Below are 22674 nucleotides of genomic sequence, written 5' to 3'. Positions count from 1 at the left end.
ACCGGATTATGACTGCCAGGATCCGCGTCGTGCCTACCTACACAGCGCCTGACGGAACTCAGCTCGCCTACCGCGTACACGGAGACGGCGAGCCGCTCGTGTGCATCCCCGGTGGTCCCACGGACTCCGCCTACCTAGGCGATCTCGGCGGCCTGTCCGCACACCGGCAGCTGATCCTGCTGGACCTTCGCGGCACCGGACGGTCCGCGATTCCCGAAGACCCCGGTTCCTACCGCTGCGACCGCCTCGTCGACGACGTCGAGGCCCTGCGCGATCACCTCGGACTCCGCCGGACGGACCTGCTCGGCCACTCCGCCGGCGCGAACATCGCGACGCAGTACGCGGCCCGGTACCCGCACCGCGTCAGCAGGCTCGCTCTGGTCGGCCCCGGCACCCGGGCTGTCGGCATCACGATCACCGGGGAGACGCGACGCCGGCTCGCGCAGCTCCGCAAGAACGAGCCGTGGTTCCCGTCGGCGCTCGCCGCCCTGGAGGCGATCACCGAGGGTACCGGCACGGACTGGGAGGCCATCAGCCCCTTCTATTACGGCCGGTGGGACGCCGCTGCACAGCGGCACCATGCGGCCGGTCGGCCGAGCAACAGGGAAGCTGTGGCCGGCTTCGCGGCAGACGGCGCCTTCGACCCGGAGACCACTCGTGCGGCGCTCGCCCGCTGTGAAGCGCCGGTCCTGCTGCTGGCCGGAGAGTTCGACTTGAACAGCCCTCCCGCGTCGGTGGCCGAGTTCGCGGCCCTGTTCCCGGATGCCACGCTCGTGGTGCAGTCGGGAGCGGGACACTATCCCTGGTTCGACGACGCCGAACAGTTCGTGGCGACCACTGCGGCATTCCTGGGAGACAGGTCTCCGTCGGGCGGGCCGGCAGCGGCAACCGCGTCACCGTCCGGGTGACGGCCCGCGATGCTCGCTTGATCGGCGCTTCCTGAGCCGTGAGCCGAAACCGACGGTAGCGGCGACGCCGCCCACGACGAGGACGCCCGTCGTCAGCACGATCGGATTCCTGGGGTCCAGGTCATCGGACGTGTTGTCGTCGGCGGCGCTGGTCGCATCGTCCTGTGCCGTATCGACGGTCGGTGCTCCTTGCGAAGCGGTCGGGGGACGGGGAGCGGACCCGGTTGAGCTGTGTGCCGGCGCACTCGGCGTGGTCGACGTGCCCGACGTACCCGACGTCGAACGGCCGGAACCCGCTCCGGGCCGCGTGCCTTTGGTCGAACCCCCGGCGCCTCCGGAACCGGTCCCGCCGGTCGTCCTACCGTTCGAACCGCCGGTCGTCCCGGAGGAGGCCTCGCCGCTCGTCGTCGCCGTTGGCTTCACCGGTTCCGTGACGACGATCGACTGCAGGACCGTGTTCTGCCCGGCGTCCAGTGCGCAGGATGCGTTGATGGTGCCCACGGCGGTCGTGTTGCCGTTCGCGTCCTTCGGGGTGAGGTGCAAGGTGAGGTCGCCGACGGTGACCTTCGCCTTGCCCGGTCGGCTGAAGGTGAGGGAGGGCGCGGTGCCCTTGGCGGTGACGTCGAACGAACCCGAGGCCGGGATGGCGGTCCTGGGGATCGTCATGGGCACGGTCAGGGGGATGCTGCCCTGCGGTGCGGTCACGGTGGCGTTCCCGTCCAGCGAACCCTCAACGGTCTTCGCGCCGACCAGTGTGGCCCACTGCGTGAAGCTCGCGTCCACCGTCGTCACTCCGTTCAAGGCGGATTTCGGGGTGGCCTTGCCGACTTTGATCGTGTTCGGGAGATCCGCGTCGAGCTCCATCGTCACAGGCTGGCTGCCGAGTCCCGAAAACGCACAGGTGTAGTGCAACGTGAGCGAAACCGGTTCCGCCGAAGCTGTCTGGGAGCCCGACAACCCCACGATGCCGACCCCGGCTGCCGCGGTCGCCACGATGCCGAGGGCCGCTCCGGCCCCGTACCCCCTGGTGCCGCGTGCCGTGCGGTGCCCGACACTCATCAGCTACCACCTGCCGTCGACTGTTCGTGTGACGCGTAGACCTCGGCCAGGCGATCCCGGAGCCGCGCGTGACGGAACTGGTAGACCGCGCCGGCCTGACGCAGCACGCCTCGCTGGTAGGCATCGTCCAGGAAGGCGTTCACCGCCCACGGGAGCCGCCCCGTCAGGGGTAACCAGATGCGGACCAGGACCACCCACCGACCCCAGGCGGTCAGCGTGCCGACCCCGAGCCCGACCGCGACCGCGCTCGCGAGCCCGGTCGTGACCCCGGTTGCGAACCCGTTCACGAATGCGACGACAGTCCCGTACCCGAGCCCGAGCGTCAGCCCGACCGCCAGCATTTGGGCGAGCACGTTCGTGCGGTTCGTGTTCAACAGGTCAGACGGGCTGACCGAGGATTTTGCGTCGATGACGGCCTCGAGCCCGGCCATGAGGGCGAGTATGAGCCCGATCGCCAGTCCGAGCACGAGCCCGACCACCAGCCAGTTCCCGAACACGAAGGCGATCACGGTCCAGGGGTAAGCCAGGAGACCCGCATAGATCGCCAGCCCGAGTCCGAACACGGCCCCGAAGATCAGCCCACCCACGAGTGCACCCCGGATTCTGGGCAGGGAACTCTCCTTCACCCTCTTCGCCCCGCCGCGGATCTGTATCTGCATGCGCGACGGTTCGAATGAGCCGCCGACCTCGAGTTTCGACCCGAATCCGTGCATGAGCCCGAAGGTCAGCCCGATCCCCGGCACATTCAGAAGCACGTTGACGAACACCTCCCCGGGCCCGTTCGTGAGTCCAGAGACGAGTCCGAACACGGTTCCCAATACGAGCCCGCTCATGACCCCGACGACGAGCATGCGCGAAGGGAGGCTCATCGCGGTTCCCAGTCGCCACCATTCGATGTCGTGTGTGTCGAGTTCCTTCAGGTGCGTGGCGAGGTAGCCGAGGCAGTGGCGGGCGCGTTCGGCGCGCCAGGGCCGGCGTTTCGTGTCGGGTCGGTTGCTGAGAAAGCGGTCGTAGACGGTGGGGATGAAGTTGTCCAGGAGATGGTCTTCAATGGCTCCTCGGGTGCTGAACTCGGCCCTTTCCAGGAGTTCCACCGGATCGCGGCCGGATGTGTAGACGGTGTGGGCGAGTGTGACCATCAGGGGGGTGGTCAGCACATCGGCGAGAGCGGCGCAGGCCGGTTTGTCGGGGTGACGGCGCACCATGGTCAGGACGTACTCCCATCCGGTCGGGGCGGTGGTGTCCGTGCCGTCGCAGGAGGGCGTGTCGGAGGCGCGCGTATCGGTGTCGGGCATCAGATGGGCGACGGAGTCGTCGAGGGTGAGGTCGGCCAGTTCGATACCGGCGAAGAGCGAGGTTGTTCCCACGGCGGCTTCGAGTTCGGCGCGGCGACTGGTCAACAGCAGCGGCACTGTGGTGGCCCTGAGGTCCCGCAGCGCGGCTTTTTGCAAGCCGTCGGCGATCTCGTCGAACCCGTCCAGGATCGCCAGCACGCGGTCGGCACCGACCAGCGCGGCGGCCCACGTCGCTCCGTCGGGGCCGGCTCCGGCCAGAAAAGGGTGGTCTCGCTCCAGCCGGTCGATCAGCCAGTCCCGTAATGGAGTGGTGGCGGGATTCCACGATCCCAAACTGAAGATCACCGGTACGGGTGCTTCGCTGATCGGATCGCGGGCGTCCAGCCGGGCTGTTGCGAAACGCCGGATCAGGATCGTCTTCCCCGAGCCCGCCCGGCCCAGCACCATCAGCCTGCCGGGCCTTGTCCCCTCGTAGACAGCCGCGATCTCGTCCAGCGGACCGGTCAGGTCCAGCGGGAGAGGGGCCGCCGGCTCGGCCGGGACGTCGAGGATGGTGTTCCGGCGGCCGGTCAGCGTCGGAGGTACCGGTCGGCAGCGCACAGGCAGCGGGGCCGGATCCCACAACCGCTGCTGCTCCTCCTCGCGCTTCAGGAAGTCAGCGACCCTGCCCGCAAGCAGATTGGCCTTCCCGGCCAGCGAGTTCTCGGCGGGGCGTGGTGCGGGAAGGACGAGTACGTTGTGCGCGTTGTCGCCGGTGCTCACGATGCCGTGGTTGTCACCGTGCATGATGACCGACCGGTCGCCGCCCGACCGGTCGGGCTGGTGCTCGGCGGGATCCGGCTCGTTCTCGTGCGGACCGGTCCTGCCGTTCACTGGTGCAGGGTGTTCTTCGCACCGTCGCCGGTGGAAATGATCCCGGAGTTGTTTCCGGCGAGGGCGACGCTGCGCTCGCCGCCGGCCTGGACGGCGGGAGGCTCCGGCAGCAGCTCCGCGAGCTGATCGGCAAGGCCTGGGGAGTCCCTGAGCGCATCCCGCAGCGCGATCCTCAACTCCGCACGCCGTAAGGCCAGCACATCCCGGTCCGTGCCCGCGCCCGCCAGGCCGGTGAGGCCGGCTCGAACGGGGTCGGGGTCGGCGCCGCGGTGCAGGATCCTGGCGAGCAGCCGCTGCCCCAGCCGTACGGTCGCCCCCGCCGTCTCGTCCTGGGCTCTGGTCAGGACACTCACGCCGTAGGCGGCGACCGCCGCTTCGGCTGCCGGCACGATCTGGTCGAGCAGCGCATCGATCTCAGGCACAGGCATTCCCTCAGTCGCGCAAGTGAATTCGGGCTTCATGCTAGCCACGCGGACGCCTTCGGTCAGCGGTTCGGCCACGAAATCGACGCCGAGTCAGGTCACGCCGTCGGTGGGGCAGGTCCCCTCACCCGATGCGTTCCCAGCCACGGCGTGGAGCGCGGGCGCCGAGCTGGGTGTCGCGGCTGCGGTAGACGATGTAGGGGCGGGTGAGATAGCCGATCGGAGCGGTCAGCATGTGGACGAGGCGGGTGAAGGGCCACGCGGCGAACAGCAGCATCGCGCTGACGGCGTGAAGCTGGAACAGCGGCGGCGCTCCGGTCATCCGGCCGGGCTCGGGGTGGAAGTAGAAGATGGACCGGAACCAGACGGAGATGGTCTCGCGATAGTTGTACCCGCCACCGACCAGGTTGGCCGCGACGGTGGCGGACAGGCCGAGGACGATGGTCACGGTGAGCGAGACGTACATCGCCTTGTCGTTGCGGGTCGTGGCGGAGAAGACCGGGCCGACGGTGCGGCGCCGGTAGATCAGGATCGCCAGGCCGCCCAACGTGCAGACGCCGGCGATGGTGCCGAGCACCACGGCGGACACGTGGTAGGTGTGCTCGCTGATGCCGACCGCATCCGTCCAGCCTTCCGGGATCACCAGACCGCCGATGTGGCCCAGGAGCACGATGAGGATGCCGAAGTGGAAGAGCGGGCTGCCGATGCGCAGCAGCCGGCGTTCGTAGAGCTGGGAGGAACGGGTGGTCCAGCCGAACTTGTCGTAGCGGTAGCGCCAGATGTGACCCAGGACGAAGAGGGCGAGACAGAGGTACGGCAGGACGACCCACAGCAGGATTCCGCCGGTGCCGGTCTCGGCCGCCGTGGTCAGACGCTGAGGGGATGTGGTCATCGGGGGCCTCCTGCCGGGTCGGGCATGAACTGCTCGGGCGTGTACGGAGCGAGGCCGACCTGCTCCTCGGGCGGTCCCTCGGTGGCGAGCTGGGCTACGGCCTCCCGCTCGTCGCCCACCAGCGGCGGCAGCGTGGCCGAGACGGACTGCGTGACGGCCGCCCAGGGCGAGTGCTCGTCGGCGAGGGCCAGGCGAAGCAGTTCGAGACCGGCGCGGTGTTCGAGCAGCAACCGGTGTCCGGTCGGCGGGTCGGTTGCCGCGAATTCGAGGACGACAGCGAGGTGATCGGGCAGCTCGTCGTCGTTCAGGCGCCAGCCGGCGGCGGCGTAGGCCTGCTTGAGGCGGAGCAGAGCGATGCCGCGTTTGCGGGTGTCACCGTGGGCGTAGTAGGTCAGGTAGGGGCAGCAGCGTTTGCGGTGGTCGAAGGTGGCGACATAGGCGGCTGCCAGTTCGTCGGCGGGGGTACGCTCCGCGTGGTCGGTGAAGCGCAGCAGGGGTTCGCGGACCGGTTCGGGCAGGGCGACGGCCGTCCGGCGGGCCAGGGACAGACGCTCCGGCTGCTGCTCGTCCGGGTAGGCCAGCAGCAGCGAGTGGACCTGCCAGGCGTGCGCGTGCCACGGCTCGATGCGGGCGGCGGGCTTGATCGTCCTCTTGGCGATTCTCATGGTTTCGGCTCGCCCTCTGCATCACTGCCGGTGGCCGCTGTGCCGTCGTCGCCGCTCTTGGGCGGGAAGAGCCCCGGCGGGGAGCTCTTGCCGTCCCAGTTGAGGAGGTTGACCCGGGCGGCCGCCAGCAGTGCCAGCCCGAACCAGGCGGCGACGACTCACCGGCCCGCCCCCGGGCAACCGTTCACCCGAAGGCCGGCTCTCTCCGGCCCCGGGCGGCGACAGAGCCCTCGACCAGCCGGACACCCCCGTGTCACCACACAAGAAAGAACACCCATGACATACACCAACCGCGGAGCCGACACTCTGCTCAAGGCGATGGGTGCGGCCATGCTGGCGGCCGGACCCGTGATGCTGTGGCGCAGCCGCACCGGCAGAAACGAGATCCGCACCGAACTGGCGGCGCAGCGGATCACGTTCCCCGAACGCGGACTTCCCGCCCACCTGGCGGACTTCGTCGGCCGGCCCGTCGAGACCGGCCCCGAGGCGCGCGCCTTCGCCGACATGATCAAGGGCAACCTGGCCCGTGCGACGAACGGCCGCACCTACTCGGAGATCACCGCGGAACTGCACGCCGCCGGGGACGACGAGAAACTGGCCAAACTCCGTCAGACCGCTTTCATGGGTGAGACGTTGCGCGCCTCTCTGATGTCCGCCTACCAGGCCTGGCAGCTGACGTCACTGGTCACCGGCCTCGGCGCACTGCTGACAGGGGTGGGCACGGCACTCGTCGCCTCGCCCCGCACCAAGTGAGACGAAGCCCCACTCCGGTACGGGGAATGGGGGGTGCCGGGCGGCGAGACCGCGCCCGGCACCCCCATCCGCCTTCCTGGGCCGGACCATACTCGGCGGCTTCCTAGGCACCACAGCTGCAGCCACAGCCACAGCCATCCGTCTCCCCGCTCTTGTCCTCGTCCTTCATGTCTCCTGCCCTCCCGGTGCCGTCGGTGTCGCCACCGTTGGTCGTGGCACGGGCAACCCGGTCGTTCAGTCTCCTGAGCAACCTGGCGAGGCGGACCCCGGGGGCCGCGGCGAGCAGGGGGAGGACGAGGCCGTTCTGCTTCGCCACGTGCTCCTCGAAGAGCACCTGAAGCGCGCGGGCTTCCGCCGCGGCACCGGCCGGCGTGGGCGCGTCGCGCAAGGCGTCGACCAGCGTGGCCAGGCAGCGGTGTTCACCGATCAGGCTCTCGACGAGCAGACGGGTGTCGGGCAGGCGGCGGGCCACGGGATACAGCGAGACCTCTTCGGCCGCCGCATACGGCAGGAGTTCGGCATCGCAGAAGGCCACAAGACCTGCGCGAAAGCTTTCGGCGACCCGGTCGTCGCGGCCGGCGGTGGTGAGCAACAGTGTCACGTGCCCGGCCAACTCCCCAGCCAGGCGGGCGTGATGCGCCTCGGCGCGGCAGAGGGCCTCGGCGTCCTCCGGGGCCGACGCGAAGGTGAGGTCACTCATCCAGGTTTCTCCTGCGGTTCACGGCCCGAAGAGACGGCCGGTGCTGGTCGGAACGAGTCGTCCGCCACGCCCCGGACGCGGACAGCACACCGAGCGGGCCAGCACATGGTGAGCGCCGGCAACCGGGGACGCGGCGGAACACCGTCCGGCGGTCGCAGAGCGGATGCCCGGACGGCGACCGATTCCGGGTGCCACGTCGCGCCTGCCGCGGCCTCGAACACGAGAGGACAAGGCCGAGCAGCCAAACGCGGCGGTCCGTGGCACCTCCCGACCGGTCGAGGACCAGCCTCTCGCGCGACGCGCGCCACAGCATGGGCCGAACGGCCCTTTCATACCGTCCACCGGTCCTCATTCCCAGGGCCGGGGACAACGGGCATCGCCGCCGTCCTGCCCGGCACGGCCGACCCCGGCTCCATCGATGCCGTTGCGAGTTGGGCCAGAAGGTCGCCTGACCAGGGACATTCGGCCCCAGTCCCGGGGCGGGGCCCCCGCCTAATGTTCCCGACCATGGAGAACGATCAGACCGCACGACGGCGACAGTCGCGCGTGACCGAGGGCCGGCCCCCGCTGGCCACCACCATCTGGGGCACCCCCGCCGGCCACCTCGCCCGCCCGGCCCTGCTCCACCGGCGTCGCATCACATGGACGCTCTCTGCCTCCGCATCCCCTACCCCCCGCGCCGCATGACGCCGCCGCACACCACCGGCGCCGGCAGGCGCATCGGCTGGCTGATGACAGTGACCGGGATCGTGGGCTGGCTCGCCTCCCTCCGGCTGAGCATCGACGACTGGCACGTGCTCAAGGACCCCACCTACCAGCCGAGCTGCAACATAAGCCCGGTCGTCGGCTGCGGCAGTTCGATGGCGAGCTGGCAGGGCAACCTGCTCGGCTTCCCCAACATGCTGCTCGGCCTGGGCGCCTTCGCCGCCGTCGCCACCCTCGGCGTGGCGGTGCTCGCCGGAGCCCGCCTGCACCGACTGCTCTGGCTCGCCCTCAACGCCGGGGCACTCGCCGGTGTCGGATTCGCTCACTGGCTGATCTTCCAGTCGCTGTACGAAATCAACCGGCTGTGCCCCTATTGCGCCGTCATCTGGGTCATCACCATCGCACTGTTCTGGTACGTCACGCTGCACAACCTCAAGCACGGCGTCATCCCCGTGCCGGTGCGCGGCCGCAGCGCCCTGAACCTGGTGCTGGAGTCCCAGTGGATGTTGTTGGCGGCCTGGTACGGCGTGATCATCATGCTCGTCCTCACCCGCTTCTGGTCCTACTGGAGCAGCCTGCTGTGACCGTCGAGGCCGGTCCCGGTCAGGTCAGGGTTGCGGGGGTGGGGCCGTCGGGGCGGACGGTGATGCCGTACGCCGCCTTCGTGGGCGTGGAGGAGAAGACCGGGATGTGGACCGGCAGCAGTTGTTCGAGCAGGACGGTCGATTCGCGGAGCGCGAATTGCAGACCGAGGCAGGCACGGGGACCGATGCCGAAAGGGAAGTAGGCGCCCGGGTGGGGAGGTCGGCCGTCCGGGGTGATGAAGCGCCGGGGGTCGAAGTGCTCCGGGTCCGGCCACAGTCCGGGATCGCGGTGCGTGAGGTACGGGCAGACCAGGATGTCGGTGCCCGCCTCGACTGCGTAGCCGGCGAGGGTGTCGTCCTCGTCGGCCCGACGGGGCAGGATCCAGGCGGACGGGTAGAGCCGTAGCGTCTCGTGGACCAGGGCCTGGATGGCCTGGCGGCGTTGCGCCGAGCCTTCGCCGCCGGCGGCGAGGGCTTGTTCGCGGGCGGCGGGGTACCGGTCGAGGAGCAGGTGGAGCCAGGTCAAGGTGGTGGCGGTGGTCTCGTGCCCGGCCACGAGCAGCGTGACCAGCTCGTCGCGGATCAGCCGGTCGGTGTACTCGGGGCGCTCGGTGGCGGCGTCGACCAGGACGTGCAGCAGGCCGGGGCCGTCGGGGCCGGCCGCCCCGCCGCGGGCTGCGTCGATGGCGTGCCGGGCGACCGCGTCGATCCGGGCGAGATCGGCGGCAACGGCGTTCTGGGCGTCGTTGACATCGGTGGGAAGAGTCGGAAGGGCGGCGGCCACAGCTGCTACGGCGGCCAGTTCGCGCTCGGTCCCGTCATCGAGGGGGTGGCCGGTGAGAGAGCGCCAGATGGCGTCCAGCGCGAAGCGCCGCATCTCCTGCCCGACGTCGAAGGTCTGCCCGGTGCGGGAGTACCCGTCCCAGCGTCCGGCGGTGGTCCGGGCGGCCTCGGTGATCCGCCCTTCGTAGCGGCGCATCCCGGTACCGGTGAACTGGGACTGCAACAACCGGCGTTGCCGCTTCCAGGCCGCACCGCTGGCGGCGAGGACACCGTCACCGATCAGGGCACGGGCACGGTGGGAGCGCTTGACGTACCGCTCCGGATGCCGGGCGAGTACGTGCTGGACCGCCTGCGGGTCGGTGACGAGAACGGTGGGGGCCGGCCCGAGGCGAAACGCGGTGATGCCACCGAACCGCTCGCGCACCTGGGACAGCAGCTCAACCAGTTCCCCTCCCCCCGAACGCCACCGCTCCACGAGTCCGGGCTCGGCTTCGGGAACCGGCCGCCGCATGCCGGGGACGTAGGGAAAGGAGCCCAGACCTTCTTCGGTGTCCATGCTTCATCTCCTGGTCAACCGCGGGGCTTGGCCGTGACGGAGCACCGCCGAACACGGACTGTACGGGATCAGGCGCACCAGGTGACAGCCCGCCTCGGCACGCACAGCTGACCGGGCGGGTCGCAGGGGAGCATGCGCACCAGGACACGACCACGGCACTTGAGCAACCGACACTCCCTCAGATGTGACGGGGAGCCGCACTTCAGCCGCCGCACCAGTACCCCTCGTGTGGCGAATGACTCGACCCGGCGCGCCCCCACCGAAGAGGGGGCGGCGCCGGGGCGAAGGGCCGGCACGATCACCAATAGTGGCGTCGGCCGGCGACGGCATGGCCCATCGACCCCAGGATCCAGAAGACCGCGCCTATCACGGTCAGGATGACGCCGAGGGTCCACAGGATCGCTATGCCCGTGACGAAACCGATGATGAGCAGAATGATGCCGATGGCGATCATGCTGTGCCTCCTGCCGTTCTCATGACTCCCGCCTCCCGGGTCCCCCGAAACAGCGACGTCATGCCTCCACAGGTGAACCTGCAGAACCGGCGTGGCGGCCTCGTCTGTTCCGCCTTGCCGGGATGATCAGATCCCGAGGCCGGGCTGCACCTGGATCTTGCGGCCCTCGCCTGCCTGGAATCGCTTGAGGGCCTCTCCGTAGGAGGCAAGCGGCAGGCGGTCGCTGATGAAGACTTCCGGGTCCAGCACGCCGGCACTGAAGAGCTCTGCGGCGCGTTCGAAGCTGTGCAGGACCGCCATCGATCCGGTGATGGTGATCTCCTGGTTGTAGATCTGGTAGGGCTGGATCGTCGCCCGGGCGGCGTAGTCGGAGACGCCGAACTGCAGATAGGTTCCGCCCTTGCCCACCCGGCCCAGGGCGTCCTGGATCGCCTTCTCGTTGCCCGTCGCGTCGATGACGAGATCCCAGCCACGGGGCATTTCGAGCTCGTCCGCGGACGTCACGGCGTTGCTGCAGCCCAGCATCCGCGCGGTTTCCAGACGTACGGGGTTGATGTCGATCACGTCGACGCCGGCGGCGCCGGTGCGCTTGGCCAGCTCCAGCATCATCAGGCCCATCGTGCCCGAGCCGTAGATGAGAACGTGACGGGCCAACTCGCTGCGCAGGACGTCGTACCCACGGACCGCGCAGGCCAGCGGCTCGATCAGGGCAGCGTCGTGGGTGGATACGTGGTCGGGCAGGACGACGCAGTTGGCGACCGGGGCCACGGCGTATTCCGCCGCACCTCCCGCGGTCGTGACGCCGATCGCCGCCCAGCGCTCGCACAGGTTGTTCTTGCCGAGCCGGCAGTAGTAGCACTCGTTGCAGCTCAGTGAGGGGTCGACGGCGACACGGGCGCCCACGGCCAGTTCGGTGACATCGCGGCCGACGGCGACCACCTCGCCGGCGAACTCGTGGCCGGGAATGATGGGCAGCTCGGGGGCGAACTCGCCCTGCAGGATGTGCAGGTCCGTGCCGCACAGTCCGCAGGCCGCCACGGCCACGACGACCTCACGGGGCCCCGGCGCGGGATCCTCCACGGTGACCATCTCGACGGTCCCCTGCTCGGTGATGAGTGCGGCCTTCACTTGACGGCTCCCATGGTCAGACCCTGGACCAGCCGGTCCTGAGCGGCGAATCCGGCGACGAGAACCGGTATGGACACAGCGACGGCCGCGGCGCAGACCTTGGCCAGGAACAGTCCCTGGCTGGTGACGAAACTGGTCAGGAAGACCGGCCCGGTCGAGGCCTGGACCCCGGTGAGCACCTGGGCGAACAGCATCTCGTTCCAGCTGAAGATGAAGCAGATCAGTGAGGTGGCGGCGATACCGGGCGCGGCCATCGGGATGATGATCCTGCGGAAGACGGTCGGCAGACCGGCGCCGTCGATCGCGGCGGCCTCAAGGATCGCCACGGGGATCTCCGCGAGGAACGACCGCATCATCCATACGGCGATCGGGAGGTTCATGGTCGTGTAGAGGATGACCAGGAGCCAGATGTTGTCCAGCATCCCGAGGTTCTGGGCCGCCAGGTAGATCGGGAGCAGACCGGCGACTGCGGGAAGCATCTTCGTGGACAGGAAGAAGAACAGCGCGTCGGACCACTTGCGCACCGGTTTGATCGACAGTGCGTACGCCGCGGGGATGGACAGCGCGAGAACAACCAGGGTGGAAACCACGCTCGCGTTGGCGGAGTTGATCAGAGCCGGCCAGGGGCTGGCCCCTGTCGAGGCGCCGAAGAACTCGCGATACCCGTGCAGGGTCAGGTGCGCGGCGAGGGAAGGCGGATTGGTGGCGGCGTCCGTCTCACTGTGGAAGGAGGTCAGGACCATCCAGGCGAACGGCGCGAAGAAGAGCAGGCCTACGGCCCAGGCCGCGAGTCCTACAAGAGCCTTGGAGCGGTGCCCGACGGTGTGGTCACGGTGCCGACGGGATCGGGCACGGGCCAGGGTGAAACTCATGAGGTCTTCTCCTCCCGCAGGAGTGTCGACACCGTGCGAAGCGCGAGGGTGGCCACCACGATGCTGCCCAGGACGACTACGACGCCGGCTGCGGAGGCACGACCGTATTCGTGTGCCTGGTAGAAGGTCTGGTAGATGGTGTAGGGAAGGTTCGCGGTACCCAGCCCGCCCGAGGTGATCGTGTAGACCGCGTCGAAGTTCTGCACGATGTAGATCGACCCGAGCAGGGCCGCCAGCTCCAGGTACCTGCGCAGGTGCGGCAGGGTCAGATGGCGGAAAACCTGGAAGGCGTTGGCGCCGTCCACCCGCGCGGCCTCGATGATCTCCAGGGGCCGGCTCTGCAGTCCGGCGAGCAGGATCAGCATCATGAACGGGGTCCATTGCCAGATCAGGGATACGGCAACGGCGGTCAGGGGCGTGGAGCTGATCCAGTCGGGCTGTGGCGGGGCGTCCGAGCCGAACAGCGACCAGATCCAGGTCAGGGTGCCGTTGAGGAGTCCGTACTCGGGGTTGTAGAGAGCATGCTTCCACAGCAGAGCGGCCGCGACGGGGACGACGAGGAACGGGGCGATCATCATGGTTCGCACCGCTCCGCGCCCGCGGAACTTGTGGTCGAGCAGGAGCGCCACCCCCAGACCGAGCAGGAGGCTGAACAGCACCACACCGGCCGTGAGCCAGATCGTGGTGAGCACCGAGGCCCGCATGTCCGGGTCGCTGAAGACCAGCTTGTAGTTGGTGAACCCTGCCCAGCCGCGTTCGTCGGGGCGCAGAGCGTCCCAGTTCATGAAGGAGATCACCAGTGTCGCGACGAACGGCAACTGGGTGACGATCACCATGTACACCAGCGCCGGCATCAACGGGGCGCGCCTGGCCCACGCCTTTGCCCGGCCCGACCGTTGTCCAGGTACGGGAGCCGTATGCGACCCGGCTGGACGTCTTGCTTTCTGTATCAGGGCACTACTCACTTATGTCTCTCCGCTCCGTCGGCCCCCCTGCCCCTGTGCGAGGGGAAAGGGGGGCCACACAAAGGGCATGGGGGATGCGGTCAGTTGTTCCGGTACTTGGCGGCGACCTGCTCAGCCAGCTTCTGTCCCTTGCCGAGGGCCTGCCCCACCGACTCGCGTCCGGCGATCGCGGCGGAGATCTCCTGGGTGACCTTGGTGCCCAGATCCTGGAACTCGGGAATGGTCACGTACTGCACGCCGACCGTGGGGCGAGGCTGGGTCCCGGGGTTCTTCGGGTCGGCTTCGCTGATGGCGGTCAAAGTGGCCTGGTAGAAGGGCGCCGCCGCCTTCTGGTAGTCCGGATTGTCGTAGGTCGACTTCCGCTTGCCGGCGGGGACCCTGGACCAGCCGAGCTTCTCACCGACGAGCTTCTCGTAGCCCTGGCTCGCGGCCCACTTGACGAACTGGGCGCCGGCGTCCTGGTGCTTGCCCGCCTTCGGCTGGGCAAGGGCCCAGGTCCACAGCCATCCGGAGGCCTTGGTCTCGGTCACCGGCGCCTGGGCGTAGCCGACCTTGCCGCGGACCGGGGAGGAGGGGTCTTCCAACAGGCCGGCTGCCGACGTGGCGTCCATCCACATGGCGGTCTTCTGCTGCGTGAAGTCATTGAGGCACTCGGCGAATCCGGCCTGCGGGGCGCCGGCCTCGCCGTGCTTACGGACGAGATCGACGTATTCCTGGGTCGCCTTGGTGAAGCCTTCGCCGTTGACCTGGGCCTTCCAGTCCTTGGTGAACCAGGTTCCGCCCTCTGTGTTGACCACGGTGGTCAGGGCGGCTCCGAGCTCACCCCATCCCGGCTTGCCCCGCAGGCAGATGCCCTTCATGCCCTTCTCGGCACCGTCCGCCTTGGCGGCCAGGTCGGCGACCTGCTTCCAGGTCGGGCGGTTCGGCATGGTCAGGTGCTTGGCCTTGAAGACGTCCTTGCGATACATGAGGAAGGAGGACTCGCCGTAGAAGGGCTCGGCATAGAGCTTGCCGTTCTCGCCGCGCAGCCCGTCCGTCATGGACGCGAAGACATCGTCCTGCTTGAAGGAGGGGTCCTTGGCGACCGTGTTGTCCAGCGGTGAAAGCCAGCCGTTCTTGGCCCACAGGGGGACTTCATAGGCGCCGACCGTGACCACGTCATAGCCGCCCGCCTGGGTCGCGACATCCTGTGTGATCTTGTCCCGCACCTCGTTCTCCGGCAGCACGGTGAAGTTGACCTTGATGCCGGTCTTCTTGGTGAACTGGTCTTTGGTCAGCTTCTGGAGGTCGAGCATCTGAGGGTTGTTGACCATGAGCACGTTGACGGTCTTGTCACCGTCGCCCCCGCCGCTGCCTCCCGCGCCGGCACAGCCGGCGAGCAAGGCGGTACAGGTGAGGCCGGTCAGGGCCGCGGTCGTCAGTCTGGCCCTGGTGGGTCTGGAGCGCATGAGAGCACCTTTCTTGGGGAAACGACGAGGTGGGAACGGTCGTACGCCGAGGAATGACGGCGTGCTTGAAGGAGCCTGCGGTGGATGGACCTCAGGCTGGGCGGCTCGAAGGCGAGGGGTCAGACCCGGATGACGTTGGGTCCGTGCAGGGAGTAGCGGTGGGCTTCGGCAGCCGGCAGGCCGGTGTCGGTGATGATGGTCTCGAAGTCGCCGATCTTCCCGAATCGGCAGAAGCTCTGCGCGCCGAATTTGGTGTGGATTCCGAGCAGTATCCGGCGATGTGAGCTGCGGATTGCTTGGGCTTTGACGTCGGCCACCACCGGGTCGGGTGTGGTGAGGCCGGCGTCGCGGGAGATGCCGTTGGCTCCCAGGATCGCCAGGTCGATGACGAAGCTGGACAGCATCTGGCTCGTCCAGGATCCGACGGTGGCCAGGGTGCGGCCGCGGACCTTGCCGCCCAGCAGCAACACGGTGGCCTGGGAGGCTTCCGCCAGCGCCGCGGCTGTGGGCAGGGAGGCGGTCACCACGGTCAGATTCCGGTCGGTGGGCAGGAGTTCGGCGATGAGCCGGTGGGTGTAGCCCTCGTCGATGAAGACCGTCTCCGCCTCACCGAGCAGGTGCACCGCGGCGGCGGCGATGCGGCGTTTGTCCTCCACATGGTGTGTCTCACGCTGGGCCAGCGAGGTCTCGAACCCGGCGCTTTCCACCGGGGAGGCACCGCCATGGCTTCTGCGGACCAGGCCGCCCCGCGCGAGTTCGTTCAGGTCCCTGCGGATCGTCTCCGGTGCCACCCGGAAGTCGGCCGCCAGGGCGGAGACCTCCACCCTTCCGCTTCGGCGTGCGAGAGCCAGGATTCGATGCTGCCGCTCTTCGGCTTTCACGCACGCACCTCGCTGATGTTCCCGTTCGGGCGAACACTGCCCGTCTGTGCCCGCCCTGGATTTATAGCGCCGTACTTCTCCAGGTGTGCCGCCCGTGGCTCAGCGGATATTGCCCGTTTGGGTGTGCGTGCTCGACGGTATTCCTGCAGCTCATCGCGGTGTGACTCGTATGATCGCCGTCTCGCGGCAACCGAATGTGGTGGCTGCGGTGCCCGAATCCACAACACAGCCGCTTGCCGGCCGGTGCTTGCGGGGTGATCCGGCGTCGCCACCGCGCTGGACGGTGCGGTTCATGAGGGACCTGGCCGCCGGGCTCTCACCGGTTCCGCCGGTTCACAGACGAGGGCCGGGCGGCCCGGCCGGCGAGCACCAGGGGATGCCGACGGCACCGGGATTCCGCTCGCGGTCGCACTGCCCGGCGGCCACCGCGGCGACGTCACGCGGCTCGCCCCGCTGCTGGAGGCGGTGCCGCCGGTGCGCGGCAGGTCGGGCAGGCCTCACCACCGCGCGCTCAGCAGCCGGAGGGGGGCGACGCCCGGCGGCGTCAGAGGTGGTCGGCGCAGCAGGGGGTCGGATTGGGGACCTCGAACGGCGCGAGCGCGCCGCCCGCCGCCGGGACGAGGGCGAGAGTCAGCCGTCCGGCTCGCCATTCGGGCCGGACGTGGTCGCGAGTGAGGACCGGCGTCGCGGGGGCGGGGCCCTCCGTCGCGGGCGCGCCGACCACGACGAGCCGTTCGACGGCGGTCAGAGCGAGCAGGTCGCCGACCGTGATCGTGCCGGTGAGGCGGTCGACTCCCTCGAAGACCACGGCTCGCCCGCCTTCGCGGCGCGCGTGTTCCCCGGCCGCCAGCGCCGCAGCGCGTACCGCCCGCTCGGGGCCGTACGAGCGCCCGGCCAGAACCGCCCCCGCGTCCAGGTCCTCCAATGCGGCGATGTGTTCCCACGTTTCCTCGGCCGTGGAGGCGTTGGGCAGGGCGAGGGAGACGGCCGTTCCCCTGTGCTCGTCGGTACAGATCAGGTGGGTGCAGGCGATCGTGCCGGACGGGGGGCCGAGCCGGTCCAGCAGGTCGTGGATCAGGTGGTCGGCCTCGCGCAGGCTCGCCGACCCGGCGTCCACCCCGATGACGGAGTGGACGCCAGGCGCGTCGTGCGGTGTGCTCATGCGGGCAGGACCCACATGGGGTTGGAGTAGAACCACAGGTCCTTCCACGGGTCGGCGTCGCCGACCACGTCCATGGCGGGACCCGCCGGGTCGACGGCCGCGCCGTTGATGCCGACGGCCGAGCGGTTGCCGTCGGTGCCGCGCAGGCGGAGGTAGAACGGCTTGTCGACCTGGCCGAGCGAGTAGGTGAGCCGTACCGAGCCGGTGGACTGGTTCACCTCGAAGGACTTCACGACCTTGGTGTTCGGGGTGGCGAAGACGTCCTTGTCGGAGACCGGGCCGGTGACGTCGCCCTGGATGACGTCCACGCGGGCCAGGGACGGCACGAACTGGGCCCAGTTGGGGCCGTTGGCCAGGCTGATCTCGACGATCAGGTCGACCTTGCTTCCGCGGCGCACGTGCAGCGCATCGCCCAGCGTCACCGCTCGGCCGCCCGAGCGCAGCTGGGCGTCGAGACCGCTGATCAGTCCGCCGTGGTCGACCCACACGCGGCCGGCGCGGATGCCGTCCATGACCGCCTGGTAGGAGAAGCAGGACGCGCCGACGTGGGTGCGGGAGTACTGGCCGGGCCAGAAGTCGGTGTCACCCAGGTTCAGACCGCCACCGTAAACCGGGTCGTTGTAACGGCCGTTGCCGGCGAAGTCACTGTTCGGGCCTCGGACGGCGGTGTCGGCGTAGACGTTGTGGGAGTCGGAGTTGGCGGTGATCCACCAGGGCTTGCCCTCGGCGAGCAGGCTGTCCCACAGGCCGCCGACGGTGGCGGTCATCCAGTCGAAGCCGCCCCAGGTGCGGTAGCTCTCCAGCGGGTAGCCGGCGAACGAGTCGGCGCTGGGGCTGTTGTCGTAGATGCCGCGCGCGGATCCGGGGCCGTTGGGTGCGGGCAGGCCGCCCGCCTGGTGGCCGGGGGCGCCCTCCATGCCGACCGCGATGGTGGGCTGCGCGTCGCGCCAGCCGCGGATCTCGTGCGGGGAGTCGATGCCCTTGCGAGCCGGGTGGTTGGCGAGGAACAGGATGTCCTTCACGCGGCGGCGCTGCACCTGCTCGGCCAGGAAGTTGATGCCCGCGATGGCGAGTGCCTCGTTCGCGGGCGTGCCGGCGCCGGCCTTCTTCACCGAGCCGTCGAAGGAGTTCTCGAACTCCTTCAGTACGGCCACCTCGTTCTTGCCGGGGTGCACGAAGACCGTGCCGTGCTCGGCGGCCGGGATGTTCCACTCCAGGCCCTGGAAGACCAGCGTGTCGTCGATCCGGTCGCGGGCCGCGACGATGTCGGGGTTGACCTTCTCGACCCCGATCTTGGCGTGGGTCTCGCTGCCGTGGTCGGTGATGACCATCCAGTCCAGGCCGTGCGCGTTGGCCTGCCGTACGTGGTCGAGGACCCGGTACTTGGCGTCGGAGCTGAACTGCGTGTGGATGTGGTGGTCGCCGGCCAGCCACAGATAGCCGCCGGAACGCCGATCGTTCGAGTACGCCGTGGCGGGCGTCGCCGCGGCGGCCTGCCCGGCGCTGCCCAGGACGCCGCCCGCCGCGAGACCCGCCCCCAGCAGACCGGTGCGTCGGAGCATCGAGCGTCGCGAGAGCTGACTGGGGGTCAGTTCCTCGTCCGGGACCGACATGTCGAGGGCGGGCGGAAGCGACGAGGCGTCTCCGCTGTCGTGGTGGTGATGGTGGTGACCGTGGTCGTGTCTGTGGCTGTGGCCGTGGCTCATGCTCAACTCCCGCGGGCGGCAGGGACGTACACGCTTGGGACGTGCAGATTCTGAGAAGGCCGTATGAACAGCGGGGTACCCGCCGGTGCTGTGATGCCGAACGGCTGATGTGCGGCTAGGGCATGTCTGGTGCGCGGGTTGCGAGAGGGACGCCGCCGTCAGGCGTCTTCGGGCGCGGTCGAGGGCCGGCGCATCGGGGTGACCTGCTCAGGCGCCATCGGCGAACGGCTCGTTCAGGAAGGCGTACGCCACGCCGCCGCTACCCCGCCAGCTCGGCCAGCCACGGATGCCCGGGGTGTACGCGCTCCAGCCACCCACTCAGGACGTCCCGCCGCGCCCGGCCCAGGAGCGGCAACACACCTTCGAAATCCGTCCGGTCCTTGGGCCGCGCCGCCTTCGCCTTGAACAGCAGCACCAACTCCGGCACCAGGTAGGGGATCCCGTCCGCCGTCCGCTCGATGATCGCGTCGTACGGCAACCGCAGACTCTCGTCCCGTCGGCAGATCCACGTCCCGCCCTCGTGCGGCTCGCGGAAGACGTCGAACAGAAACCGGCCGCTCGCCGGATCCCGCAGCCAGGTCTGGTGCGTGGCTGCCAGCGCCTCAGGTCCCGCCCCCACCCAGACCCGCCCCGAACCCACCGCGTCAAACACGTACTCGGGGAAACGGTCCCGGATCTCCGGGAAGCCCGCCGCGGGCACCGCGATCTCCACATCACCGTGCGGCCGCGAGGGCCTCCCGCGGAACAGATCCAGCGCCCACCCCGCCGCGATGCACCAGGGCACACCGGCCCCGTCCAGCCGTTCCGCGACCTGTTCCGGCCGCCAGGGATCCGCCCACCGGGCATCCAGTTCGTCCGCGTCGAGCACGACGCCGCCGGGCGGCAGGGGTCCGGTCATCAGCACAACCTACTGCCGCACCCCGGCCCAGGAGCGGCCGAATCCCCCGCCGGTTGCGACCCCGCGGGGTTGAGTTATTTACTAGTAGGTACAAAACCTGACAATCAAGGCAGCCCCGAGGACAGGAACACCGGAGGACTTCCTCCGGAAACGAGGGCATCGGCAGGGCCCCGGGCGCGGAGGGCGAGGACGCCGCTCACCCCTTTCGTCATCCGCAACACTGCGAGGAGACGAGTCACATGCTCGCGATCCATCTCACCCAGTTCGGGGAGCCTGAGCAGAGCCTGAAGATCGTGGACGTTCCCGAGCCACCGGCTCCCGCCGTCGGCCAGGCGCTCATCCAGGTCGAGTACGCCCCGCTGGACCACCACGACCTGCTCCTGGCGCGGGGCGTCTATCCGGTCCGCCCCGAACTGCCCAGCGTCATCGGCAATGAGGGAGTCGGCACGATCCTGGCCGTCGGGCCGGACGTCACCCACGTCCGCCCCGGCGACACGGTGCTGCTTCCCTTCGGCACCTTCGCCTGGTCCGAACAGGTCCTGGCGGAGGCCGCGAAGCTGACGGCCGTGGACAAGTCCATCAGCCTCGAACAGGCCGCGATGCTCACCATCAATCCCACCACCGGAGCGCTGCTCGTGGAGTCGCGTGACCTTCCGGCCGGCTCCTGGGTGGTGCAGAACGCGGCGAACAGCGGGGTCGGCCGGTCCGTCATCGCCTTCGCCAAGGAGCGCGGGCTTCGCACGATCAACATCGTCCGCCGCGAGAAGCCGGTCACCGAGCTCGAGGAACTGGGCGCCGACATCGTGCTGGTCGACTCCCCCGACGTGGCCACGCGCGTGCGTGCGATCACCGGCGACGCTCCGGTGCTCCTGGGGCTGGACGGCGTCAGCGGAAAGGCCACCTCACTGCTGCTGGACGTGCTGACCGAAGGCGCCCTGCTGGTGATCTACGGCTACATGAGCGGCGAACCCTTCACCCCCGACCAGAACGTGCTGAAGTCGAAGAACATCACCACAACGGAGTTCTGGATGTACGAGGACCAGTACCTGCTCCGTCATCCGGCCCTGGGCGCGGAGTCCGCGCGGCTTGTCGCCGAGGGAAGGCTGACCTTGCCCTCGGCTCCCGTCCACAAGGCCGAGGACTTCGCCGCGGCCCTCGCACATCTGCACAAGAACGGCAAGGTTCTCCTGGACTTCAATCCCCACCGCTCGTAGGCGCCGCCACCGCACAGCGCGCATGCGCCCGGCGGCCCGGACGGTCTTTCCACACGATCAAGGAAGAGCACCATGAGCACACACGGCACCATTGGCGTACTCGGCGCAGGAGAGGTGGGCCAGGCGGTGGCCGACAAGGCCGTCCGCCACGGCCATGAGGTACTCATCGGCAACCGCCGGGGCCCGGAGACCCTGGAGGCCCTCGTGGGCGGGCTGGGGCCGAAGGCCCACGCGGTGACGGCCGAGGAGGCGGTGAAGCCGGAGCTGGTGTTCCTCTCGGTGCCGTTCTTCGTCGTACCGGAACTGACAGACCTCACCACCTGGTCCGGGAAGATCGTCGTCGACACGACGAATCAGTTTGCCGCGGCCAACCCCTGGCGAGGCCGGTACGACGTCGGTGACCTCACGGGCAGCGAGTGGGTCGCCCGGCACCTTCCCGGCGCCCGGGTCGTGAAGGCTCTCAACACCTTGTTCGCCTCGTTCATCGCCGCGGACCCCCGGCATGCCGAAGGCCGGCAAGTGGCCTTCTACGCGGGTGACGACGCCGATGCGAAGGAAGCCGTGGCCGCCCTGCTGGGCGAATTCGGGTTCGCCGCCCTGGACCTCGGCGGTCTGCGAGAAGGCGGGCGGCTGATGCAGCTGGACGGTCCACTCAGCGCGAAGCACCTGCTGCTGCAGGACGCCGGCTGACCCCCTGGTCGAACCCCGCGCCCGACCAGCGTGCAGGAGGAGAACCGAACCATGAACCGTCGTGTCGTCTACACCCATGGCGGGTCGCCCGCCGACGTCCTGACCGTCATCGAGGAGCCGGAACCGGCAGCACCGGAGGGCGGTCGGGTTCTCATCCGTACCACCGCGTTCCCGGTGCACCCTGGTGACCTCCAGGCCGTCGAGGCCTTTCCGGGGAAGGCTGCAACGCCGGTGCCGGCCGGTATCGAGGCCACCGGCGTGGTGGAGGCGATCGGCCCGCGCACGCGCGTGCCGCCCGGGGTCGAGGTCGGCGGCCGGGTGGCGGTCTTCCCCCACCCGGGGGCGTGGTCCCAGTGGATCGTGGCGGACGCCGAACTGGTCGTCGCCGTACCGGACGAGCTGTCGGACGAGATCGCGGCCCAGATGCTGGTGAACCCGCTCACCACGGTGATGCTGCGCCGTGAGGCTCAGGAGCACCTCGCCTTCGGCTACGGCGGTCTACTGGTGCAGACCGCCGCGGGGTCGTCGGTCGGGCGACTGGTGACCGGAGCATGCGAAGTCCACAGCCTGGCGCTCGTCAACGTCGTCCGCAGCGACCGCGGTGCCGCCGAGCTGCGCAAGCGGTTCCCGGACGTGCCGGTCGTGGCGACAGAGCATCAGGGCTGGGCCGACGAGGTCCGCGGGGCGGCCGACGGCCGTCCGGTGGCGGTGGCCTTCGACCCGATCGGCGGGAAGCTCGCGGAGAGCCTTCTGGATCTGCTGTCGCCGGGCGGAAAGCTGGTCAGCTACGGGCAGATCGCCGAGGAACCGATCTCGGTGCCTGCGTCGGTGCTGCTGCACAAGTCGCTGACGCTGCGGGGCAAGAGCATCGGCCGCTGGCTCTCCGAGGCCTCCGCCGAGCGGCGGGCGTCCGACGTCGCCACCGCGAAGCTGATGGCGCTGGCGCTCAAGGACCAGTTCGACGTGGCCGCCACGTACGGCCTCGGCGAGCTGGCCGACGCCGTGCGACACGCGGTCCGCCCAGGCAAGGTCGGCACCGTCCTCGTCCGCCCCGCGTAGCC

At 69.3% G+C, this 22674-nt stretch carries 22 protein-coding genes; 6 read left to right on the top strand and 16 right to left on the bottom strand.

The features are described from left to right. Positions 1-29 precede the first annotated feature (29 nt). Positions 30-908, top strand: coding sequence for an alpha/beta fold hydrolase (locus tag ACIPSA_RS26790; protein ID WP_402638740.1), 879 nt, complete (start codon positions 30-32; stop codon positions 906-908). Here ACIPSA_RS26790 and ACIPSA_RS26785 read toward each other — a convergent pair. The 5 genes from ACIPSA_RS26785 to narJ all read right to left on the bottom strand — a co-directional run bounded on the left by ACIPSA_RS26785 (position 894) and on the right by narJ (position 6114). Continuing rightward, complete coding sequence (locus tag ACIPSA_RS26785; RefSeq protein WP_402638739.1) at positions 894-1967, bottom strand: DUF6801 domain-containing protein; 1074 nt, start codon at positions 1965-1967, stop codon at positions 894-896. The genes ACIPSA_RS26790 and ACIPSA_RS26785 overlap by 15 nt on opposite strands. Further along, on the bottom strand, positions 1967-3709 hold the full coding sequence (locus ACIPSA_RS26780; RefSeq protein WP_402638736.1) for an NACHT domain-containing protein: 1743 nt from the start codon (positions 3707-3709) through the stop codon (positions 1967-1969). The genes ACIPSA_RS26785 and ACIPSA_RS26780 overlap by 1 nt, the downstream gene beginning before the upstream one ends. Positions 3710-4131: 422 nt before the next feature. Next, positions 4132-4557 carry a hypothetical protein gene (locus ACIPSA_RS26775; protein ID WP_402638735.1) on the bottom strand — a complete coding sequence of 142 codons (426 nt, stop codon included), beginning with the start codon at positions 4555-4557 and terminating at the stop codon, positions 4132-4134. A 124-nt stretch (positions 4558-4681) separates the two neighbouring features. Continuing rightward, entirely contained in the window at positions 4682-5449 is a 768-nt protein-coding gene (gene narI / locus ACIPSA_RS26770) for a respiratory nitrate reductase subunit gamma (RefSeq protein ID WP_402638733.1), read from the bottom strand. After that, complete coding sequence (narJ, locus tag ACIPSA_RS26765; RefSeq protein ID WP_402638731.1) at positions 5446-6114, bottom strand: nitrate reductase molybdenum cofactor assembly chaperone; 669 nt, start codon at positions 6112-6114, stop codon at positions 5446-5448. The genes narI and narJ overlap by 4 nt, the downstream gene beginning before the upstream one ends. 276 nt (positions 6115-6390) lie before the next feature. Here narJ and ACIPSA_RS26760 point away from each other — a divergent pair, with 276 nt between their 5' ends. Further along, positions 6391-6867, top strand: coding sequence for a hypothetical protein (locus ACIPSA_RS26760; RefSeq protein ID WP_402638729.1), 477 nt, complete (start codon positions 6391-6393; stop codon positions 6865-6867). 103 nt (positions 6868-6970) lie between these two features. Here ACIPSA_RS26760 and ACIPSA_RS26755 read toward each other — a convergent pair whose 3' ends face one another. Then, complete coding sequence (locus tag ACIPSA_RS26755) at positions 6971-7567, bottom strand: hemerythrin domain-containing protein (RefSeq protein WP_402638727.1); 597 nt, start codon at positions 7565-7567, stop codon at positions 6971-6973. Positions 7568-8250: 683 nt separating this feature from the next. On the opposite strand from ACIPSA_RS26755, the gene ACIPSA_RS26750 reads away from it, so the two are divergent. Then, positions 8251-8856, top strand: coding sequence for a vitamin K epoxide reductase family protein (locus ACIPSA_RS26750; protein ID WP_402638725.1), 606 nt, complete (start codon positions 8251-8253; stop codon positions 8854-8856). Between the two features lie 19 nt (positions 8857-8875). Here ACIPSA_RS26750 and ACIPSA_RS26745 read toward each other — a convergent pair whose 3' ends face one another. The 10 genes from ACIPSA_RS26745 to ACIPSA_RS26700 all read right to left on the bottom strand — a co-directional run bounded on the left by ACIPSA_RS26745 (position 8876) and on the right by ACIPSA_RS26700 (position 19709). Then, positions 8876-10195 (bottom strand): cytochrome P450, encoded by a 1320-nt coding sequence (locus tag ACIPSA_RS26745; protein ID WP_402638723.1) that lies wholly within the window; start codon positions 10193-10195, stop codon positions 8876-8878. A 298-nt stretch (positions 10196-10493) separates the two neighbouring features. After that, on the bottom strand, positions 10494-10649 hold the full coding sequence (locus tag ACIPSA_RS26740) for a DUF6131 family protein (protein ID WP_402638720.1): 156 nt from the start codon (positions 10647-10649) through the stop codon (positions 10494-10496). A 126-nt stretch (positions 10650-10775) separates the two neighbouring features. Then, positions 10776-11777 (bottom strand): zinc-dependent alcohol dehydrogenase family protein, encoded by a 1002-nt coding sequence (locus ACIPSA_RS26735; protein ID WP_402638717.1) that lies wholly within the window; start codon positions 11775-11777, stop codon positions 10776-10778. Next, positions 11774-12649, bottom strand: coding sequence for a carbohydrate ABC transporter permease (locus ACIPSA_RS26730; protein WP_402638715.1), 876 nt, complete (start codon positions 12647-12649; stop codon positions 11774-11776). The genes ACIPSA_RS26735 and ACIPSA_RS26730 overlap by 4 nt, the downstream gene beginning before the upstream one ends. Continuing rightward, positions 12646-13503, bottom strand: a complete 858-nt coding sequence (locus ACIPSA_RS26725) for a carbohydrate ABC transporter permease (protein ID WP_402638713.1) — start codon at positions 13501-13503, stop codon at positions 12646-12648. The genes ACIPSA_RS26730 and ACIPSA_RS26725 overlap by 4 nt, the downstream gene beginning before the upstream one ends. A 191-nt stretch (positions 13504-13694) precedes the next feature. After that, complete coding sequence (locus ACIPSA_RS26720) at positions 13695-15062, bottom strand: ABC transporter substrate-binding protein (RefSeq protein ID WP_402638710.1); 1368 nt, start codon at positions 15060-15062, stop codon at positions 13695-13697. 119 nt (positions 15063-15181) lie between these two features. After that, positions 15182-15943, bottom strand: coding sequence for a DeoR/GlpR family DNA-binding transcription regulator (locus tag ACIPSA_RS26715; RefSeq protein WP_402638708.1), 762 nt, complete (start codon positions 15941-15943; stop codon positions 15182-15184). Positions 15944-16487: 544 nt separating this feature from the next. Beyond that, positions 16488-17105 carry a hypothetical protein gene (locus tag ACIPSA_RS26710; protein WP_402638705.1) on the bottom strand — a complete coding sequence of 206 codons (618 nt, stop codon included), beginning with the start codon at positions 17103-17105 and terminating at the stop codon, positions 16488-16490. After that, the gene (locus ACIPSA_RS26705) at positions 17102-18811 is read right to left on the bottom strand and encodes a PHP domain-containing protein (protein WP_402638703.1); all 1710 of its coding nucleotides are present in this window, start codon (positions 18809-18811) and stop codon (positions 17102-17104) included. The genes ACIPSA_RS26710 and ACIPSA_RS26705 overlap by 4 nt, the downstream gene beginning before the upstream one ends. Positions 18812-19070: 259 nt before the next feature. Further along, positions 19071-19709, bottom strand: a complete 639-nt coding sequence (locus ACIPSA_RS26700; RefSeq protein ID WP_402638701.1) for a nucleotidyltransferase domain-containing protein — start codon at positions 19707-19709, stop codon at positions 19071-19073. 239 nt (positions 19710-19948) lie between these two features. Between ACIPSA_RS26700 and ACIPSA_RS26695 the strand changes: the two genes are divergently transcribed. The 3 genes from ACIPSA_RS26695 to ACIPSA_RS26685 all read left to right on the top strand — a co-directional run bounded on the left by ACIPSA_RS26695 (position 19949) and on the right by ACIPSA_RS26685 (position 22672). Further along, the gene (locus ACIPSA_RS26695) at positions 19949-20923 is read left to right on the top strand and encodes a zinc-dependent alcohol dehydrogenase family protein (protein WP_402638699.1); all 975 of its coding nucleotides are present in this window, start codon (positions 19949-19951) and stop codon (positions 20921-20923) included. 72 nt (positions 20924-20995) lie between these two features. Then, positions 20996-21613 carry an NADPH-dependent F420 reductase gene (locus ACIPSA_RS26690; RefSeq protein WP_402638697.1) on the top strand — a complete coding sequence of 206 codons (618 nt, stop codon included), beginning with the start codon at positions 20996-20998 and terminating at the stop codon, positions 21611-21613. Positions 21614-21664: 51 nt separating this feature from the next. After that, the gene (locus ACIPSA_RS26685; protein WP_402638696.1) at positions 21665-22672 is read left to right on the top strand and encodes a zinc-binding dehydrogenase; all 1008 of its coding nucleotides are present in this window, start codon (positions 21665-21667) and stop codon (positions 22670-22672) included. Positions 22673-22674: the final 2 nt, after the last annotated feature.

It is taken from the genome of Streptomyces sp. NPDC086549 (genome assembly GCF_044746205.1).
In the GTDB taxonomy this organism is placed as follows: Bacteria; Actinomycetota; Actinomycetes; order Streptomycetales; family Streptomycetaceae; genus Streptomyces.
Note: the sequence above shows the minus strand (reverse complement) of the source record. Positions and strands in the feature narration are given on the sequence as shown.

Coding starts and splice junctions, on each gene's coding strand:
- ACIPSA_RS26785 (WP_402638739.1), bottom strand. CDS start 1,967: ATGAGTGTCGGGCACCGCACGGCACGCGGCACCAGGGGGTACGGGGCC.
- ACIPSA_RS26780 (WP_402638736.1), bottom strand. CDS start 3,709: ATGGTGCTGGGCCGGGCGGGCTCGGGGAAGACGATCCTGATCCGGCGT.
- narI (WP_402638733.1), bottom strand. CDS start 5,449: ATGACCACATCCCCTCAGCGTCTGACCACGGCGGCCGAGACCGGCACC.
- narJ (WP_402638731.1), bottom strand. CDS start 6,114: ATGAGAATCGCCAAGAGGACGATCAAGCCCGCCGCCCGCATCGAGCCG.
- ACIPSA_RS26760 (WP_402638729.1), top strand. CDS start 6,391: ATGACATACACCAACCGCGGAGCCGACACTCTGCTCAAGGCGATGGGT.
- ACIPSA_RS26755 (WP_402638727.1), bottom strand. CDS start 7,567: ATGAGTGACCTCACCTTCGCGTCGGCCCCGGAGGACGCCGAGGCCCTC.
- ACIPSA_RS26750 (WP_402638725.1), top strand. CDS start 8,251: ATGACGCCGCCGCACACCACCGGCGCCGGCAGGCGCATCGGCTGGCTG.
- ACIPSA_RS26745 (WP_402638723.1), bottom strand. CDS start 10,195: ATGGACACCGAAGAAGGTCTGGGCTCCTTTCCCTACGTCCCCGGCATG.
- ACIPSA_RS26740 (WP_402638720.1), bottom strand. CDS start 10,649: ATGATCGCCATCGGCATCATTCTGCTCATCATCGGTTTCGTCACGGGC.
- ACIPSA_RS26730 (WP_402638715.1), bottom strand. CDS start 12,649: ATGAGTTTCACCCTGGCCCGTGCCCGATCCCGTCGGCACCGTGACCAC.
- ACIPSA_RS26725 (WP_402638713.1), bottom strand. CDS start 13,503: ATGCCGGCGCTGGTGTACATGGTGATCGTCACCCAGTTGCCGTTCGTC.
- ACIPSA_RS26720 (WP_402638710.1), bottom strand. CDS start 15,062: ATGCGCTCCAGACCCACCAGGGCCAGACTGACGACCGCGGCCCTGACC.
- ACIPSA_RS26710 (WP_402638705.1), bottom strand. CDS start 17,105: ATGAGCACACCGCACGACGCGCCTGGCGTCCACTCCGTCATCGGGGTG.
- ACIPSA_RS26705 (WP_402638703.1), bottom strand. CDS start 18,811: ATGAGCCACGGCCACAGCCACAGACACGACCACGGTCACCACCATCAC.
- ACIPSA_RS26700 (WP_402638701.1), bottom strand. CDS start 19,709: ATGACCGGACCCCTGCCGCCCGGCGGCGTCGTGCTCGACGCGGACGAA.
- ACIPSA_RS26695 (WP_402638699.1), top strand. CDS start 19,949: ATGCTCGCGATCCATCTCACCCAGTTCGGGGAGCCTGAGCAGAGCCTG.
- ACIPSA_RS26690 (WP_402638697.1), top strand. CDS start 20,996: ATGAGCACACACGGCACCATTGGCGTACTCGGCGCAGGAGAGGTGGGC.
- ACIPSA_RS26685 (WP_402638696.1), top strand. CDS start 21,665: ATGAACCGTCGTGTCGTCTACACCCATGGCGGGTCGCCCGCCGACGTC.